This window comes from Providencia sp. PROV076 (genome assembly GCF_028483405.1).
Classification (GTDB): Bacteria; Pseudomonadota; Gammaproteobacteria; order Enterobacterales; family Enterobacteriaceae; genus Providencia; species Providencia huaxiensis.
Genome location: NZ_JAMPRR010000036.1, coordinates 23,738 through 45,423 on the forward strand (window position 1 = coordinate 23,738; position 21,686 = coordinate 45,423).

Genomic DNA, 21,686 nt, shown 5'->3' on the forward strand with positions numbered 1-21,686 from the left:
AGATAAATATAAGAGAGTCACTGTGAAAGTATTGACTGTATTCGGCACACGACCTGAAGCCATTAAAATGGCACCACTGGTTCATGCATTAGCTGAAGATGCAGACTTTGAAGCCAAAGTTTGTGTTACAGCACAGCATCGTGAAATGCTAGATCAAGTACTGAAACTGTTTGAGATCATTCCAGATTACGATCTCAATATTATGAAACCAGGGCAAGATTTAACTGATATCACATGTCGTATTCTTGAAGGGTTGAAAAGCGTTTTTGCTGATTTTCAACCGGATGTTGTTCTTGTTCATGGCGACACCGCAACGACGATGGCAACTAGCCTTGCGGCATTTTACCATCGTATACCTGTAGGGCACGTTGAAGCTGGGTTACGTACAGGAGACCTGTATTCCCCATGGCCTGAGGAAGCAAACCGTAAGATTGCTGGGCATTTAGCAATGTATCACTTCGCCCCAACTGAAAATTCACGCCAAAATCTGTTAAAAGAATCTATTCCTGACAGCCATATTTTTGTCACCGGAAATAGTGTTATTGATGCGCTATTGTGGGTACGTGATAAAGTCATGAGCGACCAGTACATGATGGAAAAACTGGCCGCAAACTATCCGTTTATCGACCCAAATAAAAAAATGATTTTAGTCACAGGCCACCGTCGTGAAAGTTTTGGTGGTGGTTTTGAGCGGATTTGTCATGCGCTGGCAGAAATTGCACAAGCACATCCAGATGTGCAAGTTGTCTACCCAGTTCACTTAAATCCAAATGTGAGTGAGCCTGTTAAACGTATACTGCATGATATTGATAATATTATTTTAATTAGCCCTCAAGACTACCTGCCATTTGTTTATTTAATGAATCATGCTTATTTAATTTTAACAGATTCAGGCGGTATTCAAGAGGAAGCGCCTTCTCTCGGTAAGCCTGTTTTGGTAATGAGAGATACCACAGAACGACCAGAAGCAGTTGATGCAGGAACGGTTCGTCTTGTGGGAACAGACACACAAAAAATTGTGAAAGAAGTTAATCGGTTACTGACAGATGACGCGGAGTATCACGAAATGAGCCGCGCACATAACCCTTATGGGGATGGTCATGCTTGTCAGCGTATTCTTGCAGCATTGAAAAGTAATCAGGTGAAATTATGAGTTTTGAAACTATTTCTGTTATTGGCCTTGGTTATATTGGTTTACCAACAGCAGCAGCCTTTGCATCACGTAAAAAACAAGTGGTTGGTGTCGATGTTAACCAACATGCCGTTGATACTATTAATCAAGGTAAAATCCACATCGTGGAGCCAGAACTGGATATCGTGGTCAAAAAGGCAGTTGAAGAAGGCCACCTGAAAGCCTTTACTAAGCCGCAACCTGCGGATGCTTATCTGATTGCTGTGCCTACGCCATTTAAAGGCGAACACGAACCTGACCTCGCGTATGTACGTGCTGCCGCTGAGTCAGTTGCTCCAGTATTGAAGAAAGGCGATTTAGTCATCCTTGAGTCCACATCGCCAGTAGGAACAACAGAGCAAATGGCAGAGTGGATGGCAGCTGCTCGCCCTGATTTAACTTTCCCCCACCAAGCAGGTGAAGAAGCCGATATCGATGTCGCATACTGCCCTGAGCGCGTGTTACCAGGCCAAGTGATGGTCGAATTAATTAAAAATGACCGCGTTGTTGGTGGAATGACCCCAAAATCCTCCCTGCGTGCTAGTGAGTTATACAATATTTTCCTTGAAGGTGAGTGTGTAATTACTAACTCAAGAACCGCGGAAATGTGTAAGTTAACGGAAAATAGCTTCCGCGATGTGAATATTGCTTTTGCGAATGAATTGTCATTAATTTGTGCTGAACAAGACATCAATGTGTGGGAGTTAATCAGCCTCGCGAATCGTCATCCACGCGTTAATATTTTGCAGCCAGGCCCGGGGGTTGGTGGGCACTGCATCGCGGTTGACCCATGGTTTATTGTTGCGCAAAATCCAAAACAATCACGTCTTATTCATACCGCTCGTTTAGTCAATGATGGCAAACCAATTTGGGTTGTTGACCAAGTGAAAGCGGCAGTGGCTGATTGCTTAGTGGAAACGGGTAAAAAAGCCAGTGAAGTGACAATTGCCTGTTTCGGACTGTCATTTAAACCGAATATTGATGATTTACGTGAAAGCCCAGCAATGCACATCACCAAAATGGTGGCGAACTGGAACCCAGGTAAAACGTATGCGGTTGAGCCACACATCCATGAATTACCGACCTCTTTAAAAGGTATTTCTGAGCTGGTTTCGATTGAACAAGCCGTTAATGAAGCCGATGTGATCTTAATGTTAGTTGACCACAATATGTTCAAAGGCATCCAAGGTTCTGCGATCCCACAAAAATGGGTCGTGGATACAAAAGGAGTATGGCGTTGAAACGCATTTTAATCACTGGAGGCGCCGGGTTTATCGGCTCTGCTGTTGTTCGTCATATTATTGAAAATACTGACGACAGCGCAGTGGTTCTGGATTGTTTAACCTATGCAGGTAACTTAGAGTCTCTTGCAACGGTTGCGAATAACCCGCGCTATGCTTTTGAGCAGGTGAATATTTGTGATAGAGCTGCATTAGATGCTGTTTTTGAAAAATATCAACCCGATGCTGTGATGCATTTAGCGGCAGAAAGCCATGTTGACCGTTCAATTGATGGCCCTGCGGCATTTATCGAAACTAACATTGTGGGGACTTACACACTGTTAGAGGCGGCTCGTCATTACTGGTCTGCACTGAATGATGAGAAAAAAGCGGCTTTCCGTTTTCACCATATCTCAACAGATGAAGTTTATGGTGACCTCGAGGGGCCTGATGGTTTCTTCACAGAAACCACGCCTTATGCACCAAGTAGCCCTTATTCCGCATCGAAAGCATCGAGTGACCATTTAGTTCGTGCATGGCAAAGAACCTATGGCCTGCCAACGATGATCACTAATTGTTCAAATAACTACGGGCCGTATCATTTTCCTGAGAAATTGATCCCTTTAATTATTTTGAACGCCTTAGCAGGCAAACCTCTGCCAGTTTATGGTAAAGGTGAGCAAATTCGTGACTGGCTGTTTGTTGAAGACCATGCACGCGCACTGCATTTAGTTGCGACAACCGCGCAACCTGGCACCACCTATAATATTGGTGGCCATAATGAGCGCCGTAATATTGATGTTGTAGAAACGATTTGTGAGCTGCTTGAAGAGCTGCACCCGCAAAAACCACAAGGTGTGGTGCACTACCGTGACTTAATCACATATGTGAAAGACCGGCCGGGGCACGATATGCGTTATGCCATTGATGCCGCGAAAATTGAGCGTGAATTGGGGTGGACGCCACAAGAAACCTTCGAATCAGGTATCCGCAAAACAGTGCAGTGGTATTTGAACAATGAAACGTGGTGGCGCCGCGTACAAGACGGTTCTTATGCGGGCGAGCGTTTAGGTCTAGGAAATTAGGTGACAGTATGAAAGGTATTATATTAGCGGGAGGGTCGGGGACGCGTTTGCATCCTATCACTCGCGGTATTTCTAAACAGTTATTGCCTATCTACGATAAGCCGATGATTTACTACCCGCTTTCAGTTCTGATGTTAGCGGGAGTCCGTGAGATTTTAATCATCTCTACCCCTGACGATTTGCCGATGTTTAAGCGTTTATTAGGGGATGGCCACGAGTTTGGGATTGAGCTGAGCTATGCGGAGCAACCATCACCAGACGGCCTTGCACAAGCGTTTATCATCGGTGAAGAGTTCATCAATGGTGACTCGTGCTGTTTAGTATTGGGCGACAATATCTTTTTCGGCCATTCATTTAGCCCAAAATTGAAATCTGTTGCTGAACGAGTAAAAGGCGCAACGGTTTTTGGTTACCAAGTGATGGATCCTGAGCGTTTTGGCGTCGTGGAATTTGACGATAATTTTAAAGCACTGTCGATTGAAGAAAAACCCGTTAAGCCTAAATCGAATTGGGCGGTGACAGGGCTATATTTCTATGATTCACAAGTGGTTGAATTTGCTAAACAAGTCAAACCTTCTGAACGTGGCGAGTTAGAAATTACGTCGATTAACCAAATGTACTTAGAACGTGGCGAACTAAACGTTGAATTGCTCGGTCGCGGCTTTGCTTGGTTAGATACAGGCACCCACGATAGCCTCATTGAGGCGGGAACCTTTGTGCAAACCGTTGAAAAACGTCAAGGTTTCAAAGTTGCTTGTTTGGAAGAAATCGCGTGGCGTAACGGCTGGCTGACAGATGAACAAGTCGCTTTTTCAGCACAACAGCTGAAAAAAACAGGTTATGGGCAATATTTAGAGGATTTATTACGTGTCCGTCCGCGCCAGTATTGAGAGCTTGCCATGGGAGAGCGAATTTTTTCATCGCTCAACGGCAAAGTTGAATTTTACGGGGGATAATCTCGAAACCCTCCTTGCTTATCAAATAAATGAATACGATATCGTGCAAGCAAAAGTCGCTGCGTCTGAAACGCAGCTGATTGACGATTTAGCCGGTATGGGTTTTTCATTTGTTGAAGGTGAAATCGATTTCGCGCTGACTATTGGCACAGAAAATGCTTATTTAAAGGCAGGTTTAACAGCGGAAGATCGCATTGTTGTCGCACAAGTGGATGATATTCCTACGTTGCGACAAGCCGCTGAGTCTGTCTTTAGCAAAAGCCGCTTTAGAGCACCTTGGTATCGTGATGGTGATAGCGGTCAGTTTTATGCGTTGTGGATAGAAAAATCAGTACTTGGCACGTTTGACCACACTTGTTTACTGATTAAAGATGCGTCTGGTGCGATATTGGGCTTTGTGAGTTTACGGCATCTGGATGCTGAAACTGCGCGGGTTGGCCTACTAGCGAAAATGCCAGAAGCGAAAGGGCAAGGTGTGGGGCGTAAGTTGATGTCAGCAGCATTTAATTGGTGTGTGGAACACCAAAAAAGACAGTTAAATGTGGCCACGCAAATCAGTAATGTTGCGGCATTAAATCTTTATTCACGTAGCGGTGCAGCAATTGTCAGTACCGCCTATTGGTTATACAGGGGACAACATGATTCCATTTAATAAACCACCCGTTGTAGGTACTGAATTAGAGTATATGAGACAAGCCATGGAAAGTGGCAAACTGTGTGGTGACGGTGGCTTCACGAAACGTTGTGAAGAATGGATGGAAAAACGGTTTAATTGCCCGAAAGTGCAGTTAACGCCATCTTGTACGGCCTCATTAGAAATGGCGGCGATCCTGATTGATACTAAGCCGGGTGATGAAATTATCATGCCAAGCTTTACTTTTGTATCAACCTCTAATGCATTCGTGTTACGTGGCGCGAAAATCGTATTCGTTGATATCCGCCCAGATACCATGAATATTGATGAAACTAAAATTGAAGCCGCAATCACTGAACGTACGCGTGCCATCGTTCCTGTTCACTATGCAGGTGTTGCTTGTGAGATGGACACCATTATGGCCATTGCGAAAAAACACAATTTATTCGTGATTGAAGACGCGGCACAAGGTGTGATGTCGACCTATAAAGGCAAAGCGCTGGGGACCATCGGCCACATTGGTTGCTATAGCTTCCATGAAACGAAAAACTACTCTTCAGGCGGTGAAGGTGGGGCAACGCTTATCAATGATAAAGACTTGATTAGCCGTGCAGAAGTGATCCGTGAAAAAGGGACGAATCGTAGCCAATTTTTCCGCGGCCAAGTGGATAAATACACATGGCGTGACATCGGCTCAAGCTACTTATTGTCTGATTTGCAAGCGGCTTACCTATGGGCACAGTTAGAAGAAGCGGACAAAATTAACGACCGCCGTTTACTATTATGGAAACGTTATGATGAAGCGTTGCAGCCATTGGTTGATGCGGGACGTTTAGTCTTAGCAACTGTGCCAGAAGGCTTAAAACACAATGCCCATATGTTCTATATCAAACTTAAAGATATCGACGAGCGTACCGAGTTCAATGATTATATGAAATCCCATGGTATTTTGACGGTATTCCACTATGTTGCATTGCATACTAGCCCTGCGGGTATCGAGTTTGGCCGTTTCCATGGTGAAGATAAATATACAACATCAGAAAGTGACCGCTTAGTGCGTTTACCGATGTTCTACAACATGACTGATGATGAACAGCAGACAGTCATTGAGCGAATCAAAGCGTTCTTTGCCTAATGTCTCTTGCTAAAGCATCGGTTTGGACTGCTGGCTCTACCCTGATTAAAATCGGGGTAGGCCTGTTAATCGTTAAGTTGTTTGCAGTCTCATTTGGGCCCAGCGGTGTGGGGCTAGCGGGTAACTTCCGCCAATTGATTACTGTACTAGGGGTGTTATCTGGTGCAGGGATTTTCAATGGTGTCACAAAATATGTTGCAGAGCACCACCAAGACCCACAAAAATTACGTGCGGTTCTGGGAACGTCATCGACGATTATTCTAGGGTTTTCAGCGCTACTTGCGCTTATCTTTTTACTTTGCAGTGCGCCAATCAGCGTAGCGTTGTTTGATAGTGAAAAATACAGCTCGGTTATTCAAATAGTCGCTTTAATTCAAATGGGTATCGCGTATGCGAACTATTTCCTGGCTATTTTGAAGGGCTACCGAGACGCATCGGCAAACGCATTAGCCATTATTTTGGGTAGCATAATCGGAGTTGTTGCCTATTATTTATGCTATCTGGTTGGTGGGTATGAAGGCGCTCTCGCAGGGTTAGCATTAGTGCCTGCACTCGTGGTACTGCCTGCGGCTGGGATGGTAATTAAACGTAAGCAATTTGCGTTATCGTCATTGAAGCCCGCATGGGACAAAGCGATTGCGACTAATTTAGGCAAATTTACGGTCATGGCGATGTTAACAGCAGTCACGTTGCCAGTCGCTTATATCATGATGCGAAACCTACTCGCCCAAACCTATAGTTGGGATGAAGTGGGGTTATGGACCGGAGTGACCACCATTTCAGACGCCTATTTGCAGTTTATTACCGCGACATTTTCAGTGTATTTGTTGCCGACTTTATCGCGTTTGCAACATAAAAATGAAATTTCAGCCGAAATTGTTAAAGCATTGAAATTTGTTTTACCTGCCGTTGCGGTTGTCAGTTTTACGGTTTGGTTACTACGTGATTTTGCGATTTGGTTGCTGTTCTCAAAAGAATTTACAGGTATGCGAGACCTGTTTGCATGGCAGCTGGTCGGCGATGTATTGAAAGTGGGGGCTTACGTATTTGGCTATTTGGTTATTGCCAAAGCCGCATTGCGTTTTTATGTCCTTACTGAAGTGAGTCAATTTATATTATTAACGGGTTTTGCGCATTGGCTAATCCCTGAACATGGCGCAGTAGGTGCAACTCAGGCTTATATGGCCACTTATATTGTCTATTTTACCTTATGTTGTTGCGTATTTTTGATTTACCGTAGGCGAGCATGACAACCTTAATACATGTACTGGGATCGAACCTCCCACACCACAATCAGACGGTATTGACGTTTTTTAATGACGTCATTTGCCAAGCAGAAATCGCTCCGTCATCAACACCGCATTTTATGGTCGTAAGCGACGATGCGCAGCTTGCTGACGCTTATCCTCAGCTAAAAATAGATGTTTTTGCGAATAAACAGGCTATTGCCAATAGTGTTATACAGCGTGCCAAGGCAAATCGCCGTACTCGCTTTTTCTTTCATGGGCAATTCAATGCGCCTATTTGGTTAGCGCTGTTATTTGGCCAAATCAAATCCCATCAGTTTTGGTGGCATATATGGGGAGCTGACCTCTATGAAGAGTCTAGCTCATTAAAATTTAAGTTATTCTATATCTTACGTCGTCTAGCGCAGAAAAAAGTAGGGCACGTGTGTGCTACACGCGGGGATTTGTGTTATTTCCACCAGTCGAACCCGAAAGTACCTGCGACAGTGTTGTATTTTCCAACACGAATGGACCCTGCATTAACAATAAGCGAGCCTAAGGTGCGTGAAGGCGCTCAACTGACTATTTTGTTGGGTAACTCAGGTGACCGTTCGAATCGCCATGTAGAGGCACTGAGTGCGATTAAACAGCAATTTGGTGATGAGGTTAAGGTGATTGTCCCAATGGGCTATCCTGCCAATAACCAAGGCTATATTGAACAAGTCGAACAGGCTGCAAATAGTGAGTTTACTTCAGGACAAGTCGAAATCCTGAAAGAGCGCATGGAATTTAGCGAGTACCTGAATTTGCTCAAATCCTGTGATCTTGGCTATTTTATTTTTAATCGCCAACAAGGGGTGGGAACGGTTTGTTTGCTGATCCAATTTGGCATTCCGTTTGTAATCAGCCGTCAAAATACGTTCTGGCAGGATTTAACTGCTCAAAATGTCCCTGTGTTTTTCTATGGTGACAACCTGACGATACCGCTGGTGGACGAAGCTCAGCGCCAAATGAGTTTATTAGATAAACACCATATTGAATTTTTTGCTCCCAACTTTACTGAGGGCTGGAAAGCCGTTCTCAGAGCCGTGGAGGAGCGAGCATGACGCTGACGGAATTAGGCGGCTTAGCACTGGTCTACCTGATATCAATTATTTTTATTGGTACTTTGCTATACAAAGAGTTTTTACGTGCTCGGTTTAACTTCAATATTTTCTTCTCAATGCTGTATTTATTGACGTTTTACTTTGGTTTTCCATTAACCTGTGCGTTAGTGTTTCAATTTGATGTTGCGGTTGTTAAGGCGGATTACTTACTTTACGCCCAACTAGCGGCAACCAGTTTTTATGCGATTTATTATGTCGCTTATAAAACACGGCTTTCTAGGCAACCGGATGCACCACGGCGTGCGTTGTTTAGCATGAACAAAGTGGAAACGAATTTAACCTGTCTGTTATTGATTCTGATTGCTGTCGTGACAGTAGGTATCTTTTTCATGCAGAACGGTTTTTTGCTGTTTAAGTTAAAATCCTATAGCCAAATTTTCTCCAGCCAAGTTTCTGGCGTGGCATTAAAACGCTTTTTCTATTTCTTCATTCCTGCAATGTTGATTGTTTATTTCTTGCGGCCAACACAGAAACGCTGGATTTTCTTTCTTGTTAGTACCGTTGCATTTGGTTTCTTAACCTATGTTATCGTCGGGGGAACAAGAGCGAATATCATTATTGCCTTCGCGCTGTTCTTATTTATTGGGATTGTCAGAGGTTGGATTACGCTGTGGATGCTAGCCGCGGCTGGGGTCGCCAGTATTGTAGGGATGTTCTGGTTAGCCTTAAAACGCTATGGCCTAGATGTCAGTGGTGCTGAAGCGTATTACACTTTCTTGTACTTAACGCGGGACACATTCTCCCCGTGGGAAAACTTAGCATTGCTGCTGAGCCATTACGATGAGATGGATTTTCAAGGCCTAGCGCCGATTATCCGTGACTTTTATGTTTTTATTCCTTCTTGGGTTTGGCCAGAACGTCCAGATACGGTATTGAATTCTGCCAACTATTTTACGTGGGAAGTGCTCAACAACCATTCTGGGCTGGCAATTTCGCCAACACTGATTGGTTCATTAGTGGTGATGGGCGGGGTGATTTTTATACCTCTCGGAGCCATCGTTGTGGGGCTTATCATCAAATGGTTTGATTGGATCTATGGCATGAGCCTGAAAGAACCGAATCGCTATAAGGCCGCCATTATGCAGGCATTTTGTTTTGGCGCCATTTTTAACATTATTGTTTTAGCGCGTGAAGGCGTGGATTCTTTCGTCTCACGGGTGGTTTTCTTTTGCTTAATATTCGGACTGTGTCTGGTGTTAGCAAAATTACTGTATTGGTTATTTGAAAGTGCAGGGCTTATTCGCACAAAAACAGCTTCTTTTTTAAGAAGCCAACAGCGTGAAAGCCGCTAAAGGAGTATCATGGAATCGTCATCAACTCAGTCTTCATCAGTTACACAGTCATCTATTCCACAATCATCTATTCCACAATATAGTATTCGTGGTCATAATATTTGGGGCTTTAAAGATATGGCCCACTTTTTAGACTACTTATTTGCTGATGGGGAAACGAAAACGGGAACACTCGTTGCGATTAATGCAGAAAAAGTGATGATCGCTGAACAAGATACGGCTTTAAATACATTACTAGGCCAAGCCGAATATTTGTATGCTGATGGAATTAGTATTGTCCGTGCTATTCGCCGTAAATATCCCCAAGCTGAAGTTTCCCGCGTGGCTGGTGCTGACTTATGGGAAGGCTTAATGGAAAGAGCCGGTAAAGAAGGTACGCCGGTTTTCTTAGTGGGTGGCAAACCAGAAATCCTAGAACAAACCGAAAGCAAGCTGCGCTCGCAGTGGAATGTGAACATTGTTGGCTCGCAAAACGGTTATTTTACTGCTGAAGACCGAAGTGCATTGTTCGAACGTATTCGTGCAAGTGGTGCCAAAATTGTTACTGTTGCGATGGGTTCCCCGAAACAAGAACTGTTTATGCGTGATTGCCGAACAGTCCACCCTGATGCGTTATATATGGGTGTTGGGGGGACTTATGATGTGTTTACAGGGCATGTTAAACGCGCCCCGAAAGTTTGGCAAAACTTAGGTCTGGAATGGTTGTATCGCTTATTATCTCAACCTTCTCGTATTACTCGTCAGTTTAAATTACTGAAATTTTTAGGCTACTATTACGGTGGCAAGCTGTAATTTTTGTAATTATTTGATTTTTATCGTTATTATCGATGTATTTTACTGACCGCAAGTAGGCTTAAACTTTTGCTTGCGGTCTGAATTCTCCGAATTACTGGTCTCTTCCTTCAAATATTTCTATAATCCCTCAAAAATAATCATATTCGCACCAGTTTGTGCTTAATCTTGCGGCTATGGCATTTTTTTAATCGCCTAATTAATGCTTTTCAAATAATTGCAGTGATTATTACTAACTGAGTTTCAATTAAAACTGCATTTTAAATATCTAACTTTGACAGGGGTATGTATGGGAAATCCACAGCAGGGGCTTCAACGTGGGTTAGAAGCACGCCATATCGAGCTGATTGCGCTCGGTGGAACTATTGGCGTTGGGTTATTTATGGGATCCGCCAGTACACTAAAATGGGCGGGACCTTCTGTTTTGCTGGCTTATATCATCGCAGGAATTTTTGTTTTCTTCATTATGCGCTCAATGGGGGAAATGCTATTTCTTGAGCCTGTAACGGGTTCTTTTGCTTCGTTTGGTTATAAATATTTAAGTCCATTTTGGGGATGTCTCACCGCATGGGGCTACTGGTTTATGTGGGTGGCTGTCGGTATTTCTGAGATCACGGCCATTGGCGTATATGCCGAATATTGGTTCCCTGACGTACCGCAATGGATTTTTGCCATTATTGCAGTGGTATTAGTGGCATTAGCTAACTTAGCCGCTGTACGGCTGTATGGAGAGCTTGAGTTCTGGTTTGCCATGATCAAAGTGACCACGATTGTGGTGATGATTTTAATTGGTTTAGGACTGATTTTTTTTGGTCTGGGTAATAACTTTGAGCCGATTGGGCTTGCGAACCTTACCGAACATGGTGGTTTCTTTGCCGGGGGCTGGAAAGGCTTCTTATTTGCTTTGTGTATCGTTGTGGCCTCTTATCAAGGGGTTGAGCTGGTTGGGATCACTGCGGGTGAAGCGAAAAATCCTCAAGTCACGTTAAGAAAGGCGATCAATAATATTTTATGGCGCATATTAATTTTTTATGTGGGCGCTATCTTTATTGTTGTAACGCTGTTTCCGTGGACTGAAGTGGGTTCTCAAGGTAGTCCATTTGTTCTCACCTTTGCGAAAGTCGGTATTGTATCTGCCGCAGCGGTGATTAACTTTGTGGTGTTAACCGCAGCGTTATCTGGCTGTAATAGCGGGATGTATAGTGGTGGACGGATGCTGTATGCCTTAGCGCAAAATAAACAGTTGCCTCGCTCATTATTGAAATTAACAAAGAACGGTGTGCCGGCACGTTGTGTAGGTTTTACTATCCTTTGCTTAGTGGCCGGATCAAGCCTGAATTACATCATACCGAATCCAGAGAAAGTCTTTGTGTATGTCTATAGTGCGAGTGTGTTACCCGGAATGGTGCCTTGGCTAGTGCTATTGACCAGCCAAATCCGTTTTCGACAACAAAACAAAGAAAAACTTATCGGACACCCTTTCAAATCGATTCTTTTTCCATGGGTTAACTATGTAACCTTACTATTTTTAGCCTGCGTTTTGGTTGGAATGGCGATTAACCCAGATACTCGCTTATCTTTAATCGTGGGAGCTATCTTTTTAGGGGGCGTTTCCCTGCTTTATTTCATCATTCGTCTGTTCAATAACCGTAATGCAAAAGTTTAATCGCCGTGTTTTGGCTGATTTTTATTAGTGGTACAGTGAAAAAGAGGGTAAATATGCTCTCTTTCTCGACGAAATGGATAAAAGGCAAGCAATCGATATTTTTATTTCAAAAAGGACTAGACAGAAGGAGGATAAATCCGTACTATCCTCTCCCGCAACGGCGTTAAGCGCCCGTAGCTCAGCTGGATAGAGCGCTGCCCTCCGGAGGCAGAGGTCTCAGGTTCGAATCCTGTCGGGCGCACCAGTTTTAGCGCTTCGCTACGGTTGGCAAAATGACGTTGTATGTAGTAATATAGCAACGCTTTGAAAAAAGTGAAGTTATGGTGGCTATAGCTCAGTTGGTAGAGCCCTGGATTGTGATTCCAGTTGTCGTGGGTTCGAGTCCCATTAGCCACCCCATTTTTTTGTGATATTGCGAGGGTGGCGGAATTGGTAGACGCGCTAGCTTCAGGTGTTAGTGTCCTATGGACGTGGGGGTTCAAGTCCCCCCTTTCGCACCACGAAGAAATGTAATGAGTACTAAAAAATTCGGCGAGTAGCGCAGCTTGGTAGCGCAACTGGTTTGGGACCAGTGGGTCGGAGGTTCGAATCCTCTCTCGCCGACCAATTTAAAGAAACCCGTCTTAATCGACGGGTTTTTTGCTTTCTATTCTTATACTTTCATACTCTCTTCATTCTTTATTCTTCAAGCCATGTGTTGTTGGCTATGTTCAGCTACCCAGGTTACATACATACTTATGTATGTTCATCGGGATATCTTCATTTGCGGTTTAGCCATAACTAGAATTATCTAGAGTATATTCAGGGTGTTTTTCAATTAGTGACTGGATATAGTTAATTGCTTGTTTTTATTTGTAATTTAACAGACTATCTCGCTAGTGTCGTAGAATAGATACAATCCATTATATTGATGTCGCCAAAAGGCGACATATTACCTGTTGATTTATAAGAAAATATAAATAACTCATTTATGGTGTCTCTAAACTGCGACAAAATAGTACAGCAAGATATGGGCAACAGATGCGTACATTCTTTAATGTTAGAGAGGTTGACTTCCAAGAAGAAAAATTATGTGTAAAACCGGAGGGATGAGAGAGAAGTTAAAAGAGCGAGCTTAAAAAATATCATTTAAAAAAAGTTGGCATGCATTGTGCATTATTCTATATGTAGATGCTCATCTCACTTCTTATGACAGCGAAGCTTCATAAACCCAGAGATGACGCAAAGCCGATTATCGGTGCCTATTGTCCAACTTAGATGATCAAGAGCTTATCCTCTTACCATCAACGAACGGGCGAAACGTTGAGTGAGGCACCATCCGTCTGTAGACCTGATTGTATTTTACACCTGCCTTGTGCAGGTGTTTTTTTGTCTATACAAAATACTTAGCCCCTTAGAAAATAACTAAGAGGCTGAAAATAAAACAGGTATTAGCTTTTACCTTTACTAAACCATTTACTGAACCAGCGAGTAATATAGGTATAGCAGAGGATAATGAATGTAATAATGAAAATGTCTTTACTAAGATCTTCGGTGTTAAACCCAATAACCATAATAAAAACAAAAGGTGATAATACTAGCAGCAGAAGATCAAAGAATATTTGTAAACGGTTTGGGGTTGCAATAATCCAGCGCCAAATAGTTTTAATTACATTCATATCGATATCCCTAATTCATTCAAAACAAAGATGTATATAAAGCTTTATACACTATGTGTTTATTTTATAACATAGCCAAGTGTGTTTTGCTGATCCTTAAATAACGATTATTGATTAAACATTGAGTTATTGATCTGTAATGTTGCCAATCATAAACCTCATATTCTCCTTTTATGATGATTTAATGCGATTAAAGCAATGCATTTAAATTGTTTTCTGTGTTTTTATTTGGGAAGGTAAATGTAGTTGCAGTTAAGCTTATGAATAAAAAAACTCCACTAAAATAAGTGGAGTTTTTAGAAGAGGCTAAACAAGAGTATTAGTTTCGTTCTTGTTTTAATGAGTGGTTTAATGCGTCTTGGCGAATTTTTGCCGCATCGCTAGGCTTATGTTGTTTGTCAAACGCATCGGCTAACCATGATGCATCCTGCACATCAAAACGTTGAGCCAAAGCAGCTTTAAAGTAGGTTTCTGCTTTGTCCCATTGGGCGTGTTGTAGCGACAAAACGCCCAATGTACTGTTGAGTAATGGGGTGGCACCGTTTTGTTTTTGCAGATGTAAAAGGGTTTTTTCGATAACTTCAGGGCGTTCACTGTTAAGTTTCGGTACTAACAGAAGCAAGCGTTCATCATATTGCTGTTTTAAGCCATCAATAATTATTTTTTCTGCACTTGCAGTATCACCACATTCAATTAAATGTTCAGCTAAGAAAGCTTGCAATGCGGTTTCATGACGAACTCGGCGAGGCTGTGCTTTCCACCAAGCTTTTAGCCCATCACTACCCCCTTCAGCCATATATTGGTTCATCAGCCCTTTGTAAGCCTTTAATTTCAGTGCATCGAGCTCATCTTCATTGTGTAACTGTACTTTGGCCATGACCGGAAGTAATTCAATCAGCGACTGGTAAGCGCCTGAACGTAAGTAAGCTTGTTCCGCGAGGCGCAGTACTTCGGGGTGCCTTGGAGCTTTGTCGAGAAGTTTATCAATGCCATTACGAGCAGCATGGACTTCCCCTTCCGCTAATTGGATACGGACACGGCTGATATCAACGGGAAGTTGGTCACTTCCCGCGGCTTCTGCGGCTCTATCTAAGTACTGGTGAGTGCGATATTCATCACCACGTTGTTGAGCGGCTTCAGCTGCCATTAGGTAGTTAATCACGGGTTGTTGAGAGAAATCAGCATGTTTGCTCATTAACTTTTCAACCTGTTCGAAATCACCTTCTGCTAATTTCAATAGCGCTTTTTGTGTTTGAGTATGTGCTTTGTGGTATTTACGACCACTTACCCAACCTCTGGTACGTGATGTTGTACTGATAAAGCGGCGATAGCACCAACCGAGGAACAACAGCACAAATTGGAGCAGGATAAAGCCTAAAACGAGGCTGGTTACACTGGTTGTAATGTCATAATTGTCAGTACGAATAAAAACATAACCTTGGTGACCTGCTAATAATGGGCCTAAGATCACCCCGGCAATAAGTACTATAAATAGGATCAGGACTTTTATCATAATTACCCCCTATTGCCAGCAGGCTCTGCTGATTCAAAAGGGTGAGGATTATCAGCTGATTCTGCTTTTTGTGTATCCGTGGCAGGAACTGCGGCATCGGCCGCCGCCTCTGTTGACACTTCAGGCGCATCCGCTGCGGCATCAACAGCACCATCGTTAACTTTTGTGTTGTCTGACGACTGAGAAAGTAAGCTGCGAACCCGAGTTTGCATGACTTTGTCTAGCTTCTCTTGGCTTTCTAAGGTGTCAGGCATTTCAATGTCAATCGGCTGATTGATTAAGTCATCAATGGTTGATAAGAACGCTTTAGTTTCAGGCGCTTCAGTATCAAAATAGGCTCTTACCCATGTCGAAGCTTGTTCTAATGACTGTTTGTAAGTGGCTTCTTGATAACGGGGTACAGCTTGCGCTGCGATTAATAATTGAGAACGAATGTTTTCACGTAGGTAAATATCTTGGTTTGGGGCTAGAAGCGGGGCTTCTGAGCCATCACGAGCTCGTACTGTGACAAAGTCATTTGCAAAACTTTTCCAGCTACGTGCCAAATTTTGTTTCCAATCTGAGATGTCATCGCTAACGTCAGCGTTGTCTTCACTTTTCGCGTCGCCACTGTTTAAATCCGCTAATCGTAAGTTATCGACTTCATTACTTAGCTGGTTTAAACGTAAAATAATACCGTCATAGTCAACTTGGTTGATCGCAGCTAATTTAGCCATATCACTGTTAATTGACTTACGAATGTCGAGTAGGCTCGGGTCATTCATTTCTGCCAGACTTGAGTCTGCACTTTTTAACAGAACGGCTGCGGTTACTGGGTCGCGGTCATTCCACAGCTTTCTTCCTGCCATTTTGACCATAAAGTCAGCTTGGGCCAGTAGCCAACTCTTCACATCAGCGCTGGACAATGCCGTGACGTGTGCTTGCAACTCTTGCATGCGACGGTTGAGGTTCTCTTCATATTCACGAGAATGGCTTTTTATTTCAGAATTAGCCGCAATTAGTGCGTCTAACCGTTGCCTGTCTGAGTTTTGTTGTTCGACTAAGTCACTTAGCTTTTGCTTTAATTCATTGTTTTCATTAGCTAAATTAATATTGCTTTGTTGGGTGAAATAGTACAACCCACCGCCAATAGCGATGATAATAGCGATAGCAATTACACCGCCTATCAGACCAGAACGTTTTTGTTCCGAAGAAGGTTTAGTTTTTGGGCGCTGTTGTTCTGCGCCAGCTTCTGGGGTAACCGTCTCGGTTGTTTTATCGTGTTCCGTCATAAATTAGCATCCCATATCGATTGAAATTAATGCTTCTAATAAAGCATTATTATCTGCGCTATTAGCTACACAGACCTTTTGCCATCCACTTTTGCGGGCTTGGTCTGCAATCCGTTCACTGACGACAAGTAGGCGGCGGGAAAACCACCAAGTTTGGTATTCTTCAGTGATTAATTCTTCTAACAAGGCTAACATTTGACCACTAGTGATCACAACATCGGTAATACCGGTTTGAAACCATTGGTCATTGAACTGGGTTTTATCATAATGAACAGGGTGCCTTGCATAACATTCACAATAATCGACTTGTGCGCCACGAGACCTTAATGTCGATGCAAGCAGTTCTCTTCCGCCATTTCCACGCAATAACAGGGCTTTTTTCCCTTCAAGAAACTGCAAATCCGAATGGGTTAGGAGTACTTCACTAGTTTCCCCTTGCTCTGCCCAACGTACATTTTTACCGGTTATCCGTTGAAAAAACTGCCCTGTAGAACGACCAATTGCATAGTAAGATAACTTATCTGACCAGCTACGGGCCATTTGTTCAAGCGTTAAATTTGCGTATTCGACTGCATTTTTAGATAAAAGAAAGACTAAATCATTCGCAGTAAGGCTATCAAGTTGAGAAATAAGGGTATTTAATTCAGCGCCGGAGCCAATGTGAATTAAAGGGGAGGAGAAGGCTTCTCCCCCTTTGGCAGTGATTGCCGTGATCAGCTCTGAACCTGCAGGCTCAGGGCGAGTGACAAGCACTTTCATGCAGGCGGGTTTCCTTGATAGACATCCGCCAAAATTTCCCTTGCACCACGCTCAAGTAATTCTTCAGCCAATGATACCCCTGCTTGGTTAGCTTCGCTTGGAGAAACGAGCCGTTCCCCACGAATAATCACGCTGCCGTCTGGGGCTCCCACCAAGGCACGCAGCCATATTTTGTCATCTTGCCAAATAGCATAACTGCCAATGGGGACTTGGCAACCGCCTTCAAGGCGCATATTCATCGCACGCTCAGCAAGGACACAGGTTGAGGTTGCGTTATTATTTAGCTTCGCAAGTAACTCACGGGTTTTACTGTCATTTAAACGGCATTCGATACCGACCGCTCCTTGGCCTACCGCAGGTAAGCACTGTTCTGGAGCGAGGGCGGTTTTAATTCGCGTTTCTAACCCCAAACGTTTTAACCCTGCAACGGCCAAAATAATAGCGTCATATTCACCGTTATCTAATTTTGATAGGCGTGTTCCTACATTGCCGCGTAAGTCGCGAATGACTAAATCAGGGCGGAGTTCCCTTAATTGGCATTGACGGCGTAAACTCGATGTCCCGACGATACTGCCCTCTGGCAATGCATCAAGACTATCGTAGTGGTTTGAAACAAAGGCATCTCGAGGGTCTTCACGTTCACAAATCGTGACTAACCCTAAGCCTTCAGGAAATTCAACAGGAACATCTTTCATCGAGTGAACGGCAATGTCAGCGCGCCCTTCCAATAAAGCAAGTTCTAGCTCTTTGACGAACAGCCCTTTTCCGCCAACTTTCGCGAGAGGTGTATCAAGGATGATGTCGCCTTTTGTCACCATAGGGACTAATTCAACCTGTAAGCCCGGGTGAAGCTGCTCTAATTTGTCTTTGACAAAGTGTGCTTGCCATAGGGCTAGAGGACTTTTGCGCGTTGCAATACGCACGATATTTGTTGATGTCATTTTTACTGTTTTCTCTGGCGAAGAATGCCGCAGATTAACCATACAATTGGCATTAGTTTTAACATGTTAAGGATATTTTTTCCAGTTAGGTGAAAAAACCCTCTTTGAATCGTTTATCACCGATTCACTTTTTCTACCATGATGCAAGAAAGAGATTCAAAATGAGATGACCTAGAACTGCTATTAAGTGATTTCTTTAGCTTATCGTGCTATTTTTTGCGTGGAACATTCTGTGTTTTCTGTTAATTCGTGTTGAAGCGTGTAAGCACAGACGCTGTGCGTATTGTACTTAATATCATTCTATTTTGCTTTTTTACTAAACAACTGGGTAAAAAGAAATTATTCCATTGAAAAACAAGGGGTATTTTACAGATTAAAAAATAAAAAGCCTTTTTATACAATATGTTGAAAAGCATTTTGTATCAAAAATAAGCGCGTAAAATTATGTGATCTACTTTACCCTTTTGATGCAAGGTGTTAAATTGATCACGTTTCCGACAATCCATTTGAAAATTATTTTAAATCTATCTCTATCTGTTGGGTGCTGGGAAATTCTCCGGTTTGTATTACTTTCATTCAATCAGGCGTAACCTTTGTATCTCTATATTGAAACCTTAAAACAAAGACTGGATGCGATAAACCAATTACGGTTGGAACGTGCAACAGCTTCTATGAGTGAAGCCTTCTCGAAGGTTTATAGCTTGCTGCCTGTCTTGTTTCATTATCATCATCCAATGATACCTGGTTTTATTGAAGGTAATGTGCCTCATGGTGTCTGTTTTTTCTCTCCTGATACAGAGCAAAAAAAATGGTTGGAACCTTTTGCGCGTTTTCTGCCCACGATTGAAACCGAAACGAATGGTGAATTACCGATTACGGGTATTTACTCGATGGGGAGTACTTCATCTGTTGGGCAAAGTCAGTGTTCAGATATCGACGTTTGGGTTTGTCATCCTTCTTGGTTAGACCACGAAGAAAAACGTTTTTTGCAAAAGAAGTGCACCTTAATTGAACAGTGGGCAGCGTCTTTAGGCATTGATGTCACTGTTTTTCTAATCGATGAAAATCGTTTTCGTCATCATGCCAGTGGGCATATAGGTGGGGAGAACTGTGGTTCAACGCAACACATTCTATTATTAGATGAATTTTATCGAACTGCTGTGCGTATGGCGGGTAAACGTTTGCTGTGGACCATGGTACCGGTTGAAGAAGAGCAGCATTACGATGAATATGTTATGGGGTTATATGCACAAGGCGTGCTAACGCCTAATGAATGGCTTGATTTAGGCGGGTTAAGCGAACTTTCTGCTGCGGAATATTTCGGTGCAAGCCTATGGCAGTTGTACAAAAGTGTCGATTCCCCCTATAAAGCCGTGTTGAAGAGTATCTTGCTGGAGTCCTATTCATGGGACTATCCCAATGGCAAACTATTAGCGATGGAGTTTAAGCGTCATTTACATGCTGGCGAAATCGTGTGTTACGGCTTGGATTCATACTGTTTAATGTTAGAGCGAGTGACACGTTACCTGACTGAAATTAATGATTTAACTCGCCTTGACCTTATCCGTCGCTGTTTCTACTTGAAAGTGTGTGAAAAATTGTCTGAAGAAGACGCTAACACGTGCTCAGGCTGGCGTCGTGATGTGTTGTCTCAGTTGGTTGAATCATGGGGGTGGGGATCAGCGCGTTTGTCGATACTCGATACGCGTAATCAGTGGAAAATTGAGCGTGTCCGTGAGGCGCATAACGAGTTACTTGACACGATGATGCAAAGTTATCGTAATCTTATTCGTTTTGCGCGTAGAAATAATTTAAGTGTTAGTGCAAGCCCACAAGATATTGGGGTATTAACCCGTAAATTATATGCGGCTTTTGAGGCCCTTCCTGGTAAGGTGACATTAGTTAACCCCCAAATTTCACCTGATTTAAGCGAAGCGCATCTCACCTTTATTTATGTGCCAGAAGGGCGCGCGAACCGGAGTGGTTGGTATCTGTATAACCAAGCACCAAATATTGATGCTATTATTGGGCATCAACCTCTTGAATATAACCGCTATTTAAATAAATTAGTGGCGTGGGCGTATTTTAATGGTCTGCTGACTGAGACAACCCAAGTTTATATGCATAATGGGAAATCCCAGTGTGATGAACGAAAACTGCTTGAGCTAATGCACGATGTTTCAAGTCATTTTCCTATTAGGTTGCCCGCCCCAACGCCAAAAGCGCTTTATAGCCCGTGTGAAATTCGCCATCTTGCAATCATTGTTAATTTAGAAAAAGACCCAACACAGGTATATTCAGAGCAAGTCGTTCATGTTGATTTTAGAAAACTGGATATTTTCAGTTTTGGCGAATCACAACAATGCCTGATCGGTAGCATTGATTTGTTATATCGCAATTCGTGGAATGAGGTAAGAACGCTACATTTCAGCGGAGAACAGTGCATGTTAGAAGCACTTAAGACCATTTTAGGGAAAATGCATCAAGATGCATCGCCTCCTGAAGCGGTCGAGGTGTTTTGTTATAGTGAGCACTTACGTGGGTTGATTCGTACCCGTGTACAACAGCTAATATCTGAGTGTGTTGAATTACGTTTATCGAGCAACCGAAATGACCCTGGGCGTTTTAAAGCATTACGTATCGCGGGGCAAACGTGGGGTTTATTCTTTGAGCGCCTGAATGTATCCGTACAAAAACTTGAGAATGCGGTTGAGTTCTATGGGGCTATCTCCCATAACAAGCTGCATGGCTGGCCAGTTAAACTTCAGGCGAAGAGTGACAACCATTTGCCTGCCGTTGTTGATGGCTATGCGAGTGAAGGGATTGTACAGTTTTTCTTTGAAAATACCGCAGACAATACCGGTTTTAATATTTATGTTTTAGATGAAGCGAATCGGGTTGAAATTTATTCCCACTGTGAAGGGTCGAAAGAAGATCTTGTCCGTGATGTGAGTAAATTCTATTCTTCTTCCCACGACCGGTTTACCTATGGTGCAAATTTTATCAACTTCAATTTACCGCAATTTTACCAAATCATTAATCAAGATGGTAAAAACCAAGTTGTTGCATTTTCTGGCGGGACATGGCCATTTACGGCAGAAGATGATGACATGGGGTATGAAATGCATTCGAGCCAACCGCAGCACCCACAAGCGCACTATTATTGATGGTAGGCAGTATAACGCTGCCCACCGTCTAAAC

17 protein-coding genes and 4 tRNA genes are annotated in these 21,686 nt (G+C 43.1%); 16 read left to right on the forward strand and 5 right to left on the reverse strand.

Annotated features, from left to right (window positions below):
* Positions 1 to 22: 22 nt before the first annotated feature.
* From wecB to PSF67_RS19520, 15 genes are all read left to right on the forward strand, one after another.
* Positions 23 to 1,153: a non-hydrolyzing UDP-N-acetylglucosamine 2-epimerase gene (gene wecB / locus PSF67_RS19450; RefSeq protein ID WP_102139868.1), complete on the forward strand. Its 1,131-nt coding sequence runs from the start codon at positions 23 to 25 to the stop codon at positions 1,151 to 1,153.
* Positions 1,150 to 2,412, forward strand: coding sequence for a UDP-N-acetyl-D-mannosamine dehydrogenase (gene wecC / locus PSF67_RS19455; RefSeq protein WP_102139869.1), 1,263 nt, complete (start codon positions 1,150 to 1,152; stop codon positions 2,410 to 2,412). Before wecB ends, wecC begins: the two co-directional genes overlap by 4 nt.
* Positions 2,403 to 3,476, forward strand: a complete 1,074-nt coding sequence (gene rffG, locus PSF67_RS19460; RefSeq protein WP_272677500.1) for a dTDP-glucose 4,6-dehydratase — start codon at positions 2,403 to 2,405, stop codon at positions 3,474 to 3,476. Before wecC ends, rffG begins: the two co-directional genes overlap by 10 nt.
* An 8-nt stretch (positions 3,477 to 3,484) precedes the next feature.
* Positions 3,485 to 4,366 (forward strand): glucose-1-phosphate thymidylyltransferase RfbA, encoded by an 882-nt coding sequence (gene rfbA / locus PSF67_RS19465; protein WP_102139870.1) that lies wholly within the window; start codon positions 3,485 to 3,487, stop codon positions 4,364 to 4,366.
* Positions 4,344 to 5,084 (forward strand): dTDP-4-amino-4,6-dideoxy-D-galactose acyltransferase, encoded by a 741-nt coding sequence (gene rffC, locus PSF67_RS19470; RefSeq protein WP_102139871.1) that lies wholly within the window; start codon positions 4,344 to 4,346, stop codon positions 5,082 to 5,084. Before rfbA ends, rffC begins: the two co-directional genes overlap by 23 nt.
* Positions 5,071 to 6,201: a dTDP-4-amino-4,6-dideoxygalactose transaminase gene (gene rffA, locus PSF67_RS19475; RefSeq protein ID WP_102139872.1), complete on the forward strand. Its 1,131-nt coding sequence runs from the start codon at positions 5,071 to 5,073 to the stop codon at positions 6,199 to 6,201. The genes rffC and rffA overlap by 14 nt, the downstream gene beginning before the upstream one ends.
* Positions 6,201 to 7,451, forward strand: coding sequence for a lipid III flippase WzxE (gene wzxE, locus PSF67_RS19480; protein ID WP_102139873.1), 1,251 nt, complete (start codon positions 6,201 to 6,203; stop codon positions 7,449 to 7,451). Before rffA ends, wzxE begins: the two co-directional genes overlap by 1 nt.
* Positions 7,448 to 8,533, forward strand: coding sequence for a TDP-N-acetylfucosamine:lipid II N-acetylfucosaminyltransferase (locus PSF67_RS19485; protein ID WP_102139874.1), 1,086 nt, complete (start codon positions 7,448 to 7,450; stop codon positions 8,531 to 8,533). The genes wzxE and PSF67_RS19485 overlap by 4 nt, the downstream gene beginning before the upstream one ends.
* The gene (gene wzyE / locus PSF67_RS19490) at positions 8,530 to 9,885 is read left to right on the forward strand and encodes an ECA oligosaccharide polymerase (RefSeq protein ID WP_094962456.1); all 1,356 of its coding nucleotides are present in this window, start codon (positions 8,530 to 8,532) and stop codon (positions 9,883 to 9,885) included. The genes PSF67_RS19485 and wzyE overlap by 4 nt, the downstream gene beginning before the upstream one ends.
* Positions 9,886 to 9,939: 54 nt before the next feature.
* Positions 9,940 to 10,677 (forward strand): lipopolysaccharide N-acetylmannosaminouronosyltransferase, encoded by a 738-nt coding sequence (wecG, locus tag PSF67_RS19495; RefSeq protein WP_166264485.1) that lies wholly within the window; start codon positions 9,940 to 9,942, stop codon positions 10,675 to 10,677.
* Between the two features lie 289 nt (positions 10,678 to 10,966).
* Positions 10,967 to 12,343, forward strand: coding sequence for a bifunctional threonine/serine APC transporter ThrP (thrP, locus tag PSF67_RS19500; protein ID WP_102139875.1), 1,377 nt, complete (start codon positions 10,967 to 10,969; stop codon positions 12,341 to 12,343).
* A gap of 167 nt (positions 12,344 to 12,510) precedes the next feature.
* Positions 12,511 to 12,587: transfer RNA gene (locus tag PSF67_RS19505), tRNA-Arg, on the forward strand.
* A gap of 79 nt (positions 12,588 to 12,666) precedes the next feature.
* Positions 12,667 to 12,742: transfer RNA gene (locus PSF67_RS19510), tRNA-His, on the forward strand.
* 15 nt (positions 12,743 to 12,757) lie between these two features.
* Positions 12,758 to 12,843, forward strand: a tRNA-Leu gene (locus PSF67_RS19515).
* Positions 12,844 to 12,872: 29 nt separating this feature from the next.
* Positions 12,873 to 12,949: transfer RNA gene (locus PSF67_RS19520), tRNA-Pro, on the forward strand.
* Positions 12,950 to 13,773: 824 nt separating this feature from the next.
* Here PSF67_RS19520 and PSF67_RS19525 read toward each other — a convergent pair.
* From PSF67_RS19525 to hemC, 5 genes are all read right to left on the reverse strand, one after another.
* Entirely contained in the window at positions 13,774 to 14,001 is a 228-nt protein-coding gene (locus PSF67_RS19525) for a hypothetical protein (protein WP_272677501.1), read from the reverse strand.
* Between the two features lie 319 nt (positions 14,002 to 14,320).
* On the reverse strand, positions 14,321 to 15,514 hold the full coding sequence (gene hemY, locus PSF67_RS19530) for a protoheme IX biogenesis protein HemY (protein WP_102139877.1): 1,194 nt from the start codon (positions 15,512 to 15,514) through the stop codon (positions 14,321 to 14,323).
* A 2-nt stretch (positions 15,515 to 15,516) separates the two neighbouring features.
* Positions 15,517 to 16,785 carry a uroporphyrinogen-III C-methyltransferase gene (gene hemX, locus PSF67_RS19535; RefSeq protein ID WP_166263939.1) on the reverse strand — a complete coding sequence of 423 codons (1,269 nt, stop codon included), beginning with the start codon at positions 16,783 to 16,785 and terminating at the stop codon, positions 15,517 to 15,519.
* A gap of 3 nt (positions 16,786 to 16,788) precedes the next feature.
* A complete protein-coding gene (locus PSF67_RS19540) occupies positions 16,789 to 17,544 on the reverse strand; it encodes a uroporphyrinogen-III synthase (protein WP_272677502.1) in 756 nt (251 codons plus the stop codon).
* Complete coding sequence (hemC, locus tag PSF67_RS19545; RefSeq protein ID WP_166263943.1) at positions 17,541 to 18,485, reverse strand: hydroxymethylbilane synthase; 945 nt, start codon at positions 18,483 to 18,485, stop codon at positions 17,541 to 17,543. Before hemC ends, PSF67_RS19540 begins: the two co-directional genes overlap by 4 nt.
* A gap of 593 nt (positions 18,486 to 19,078) precedes the next feature.
* On the opposite strand from hemC, the gene PSF67_RS19550 reads away from it, so the two are divergent.
* Entirely contained in the window at positions 19,079 to 21,652 is a 2,574-nt protein-coding gene (locus PSF67_RS19550) for a class I adenylate cyclase (protein ID WP_166263945.1), read from the forward strand.
* The last annotated feature ends 34 nt before the right edge of the window (positions 21,653 to 21,686 follow it).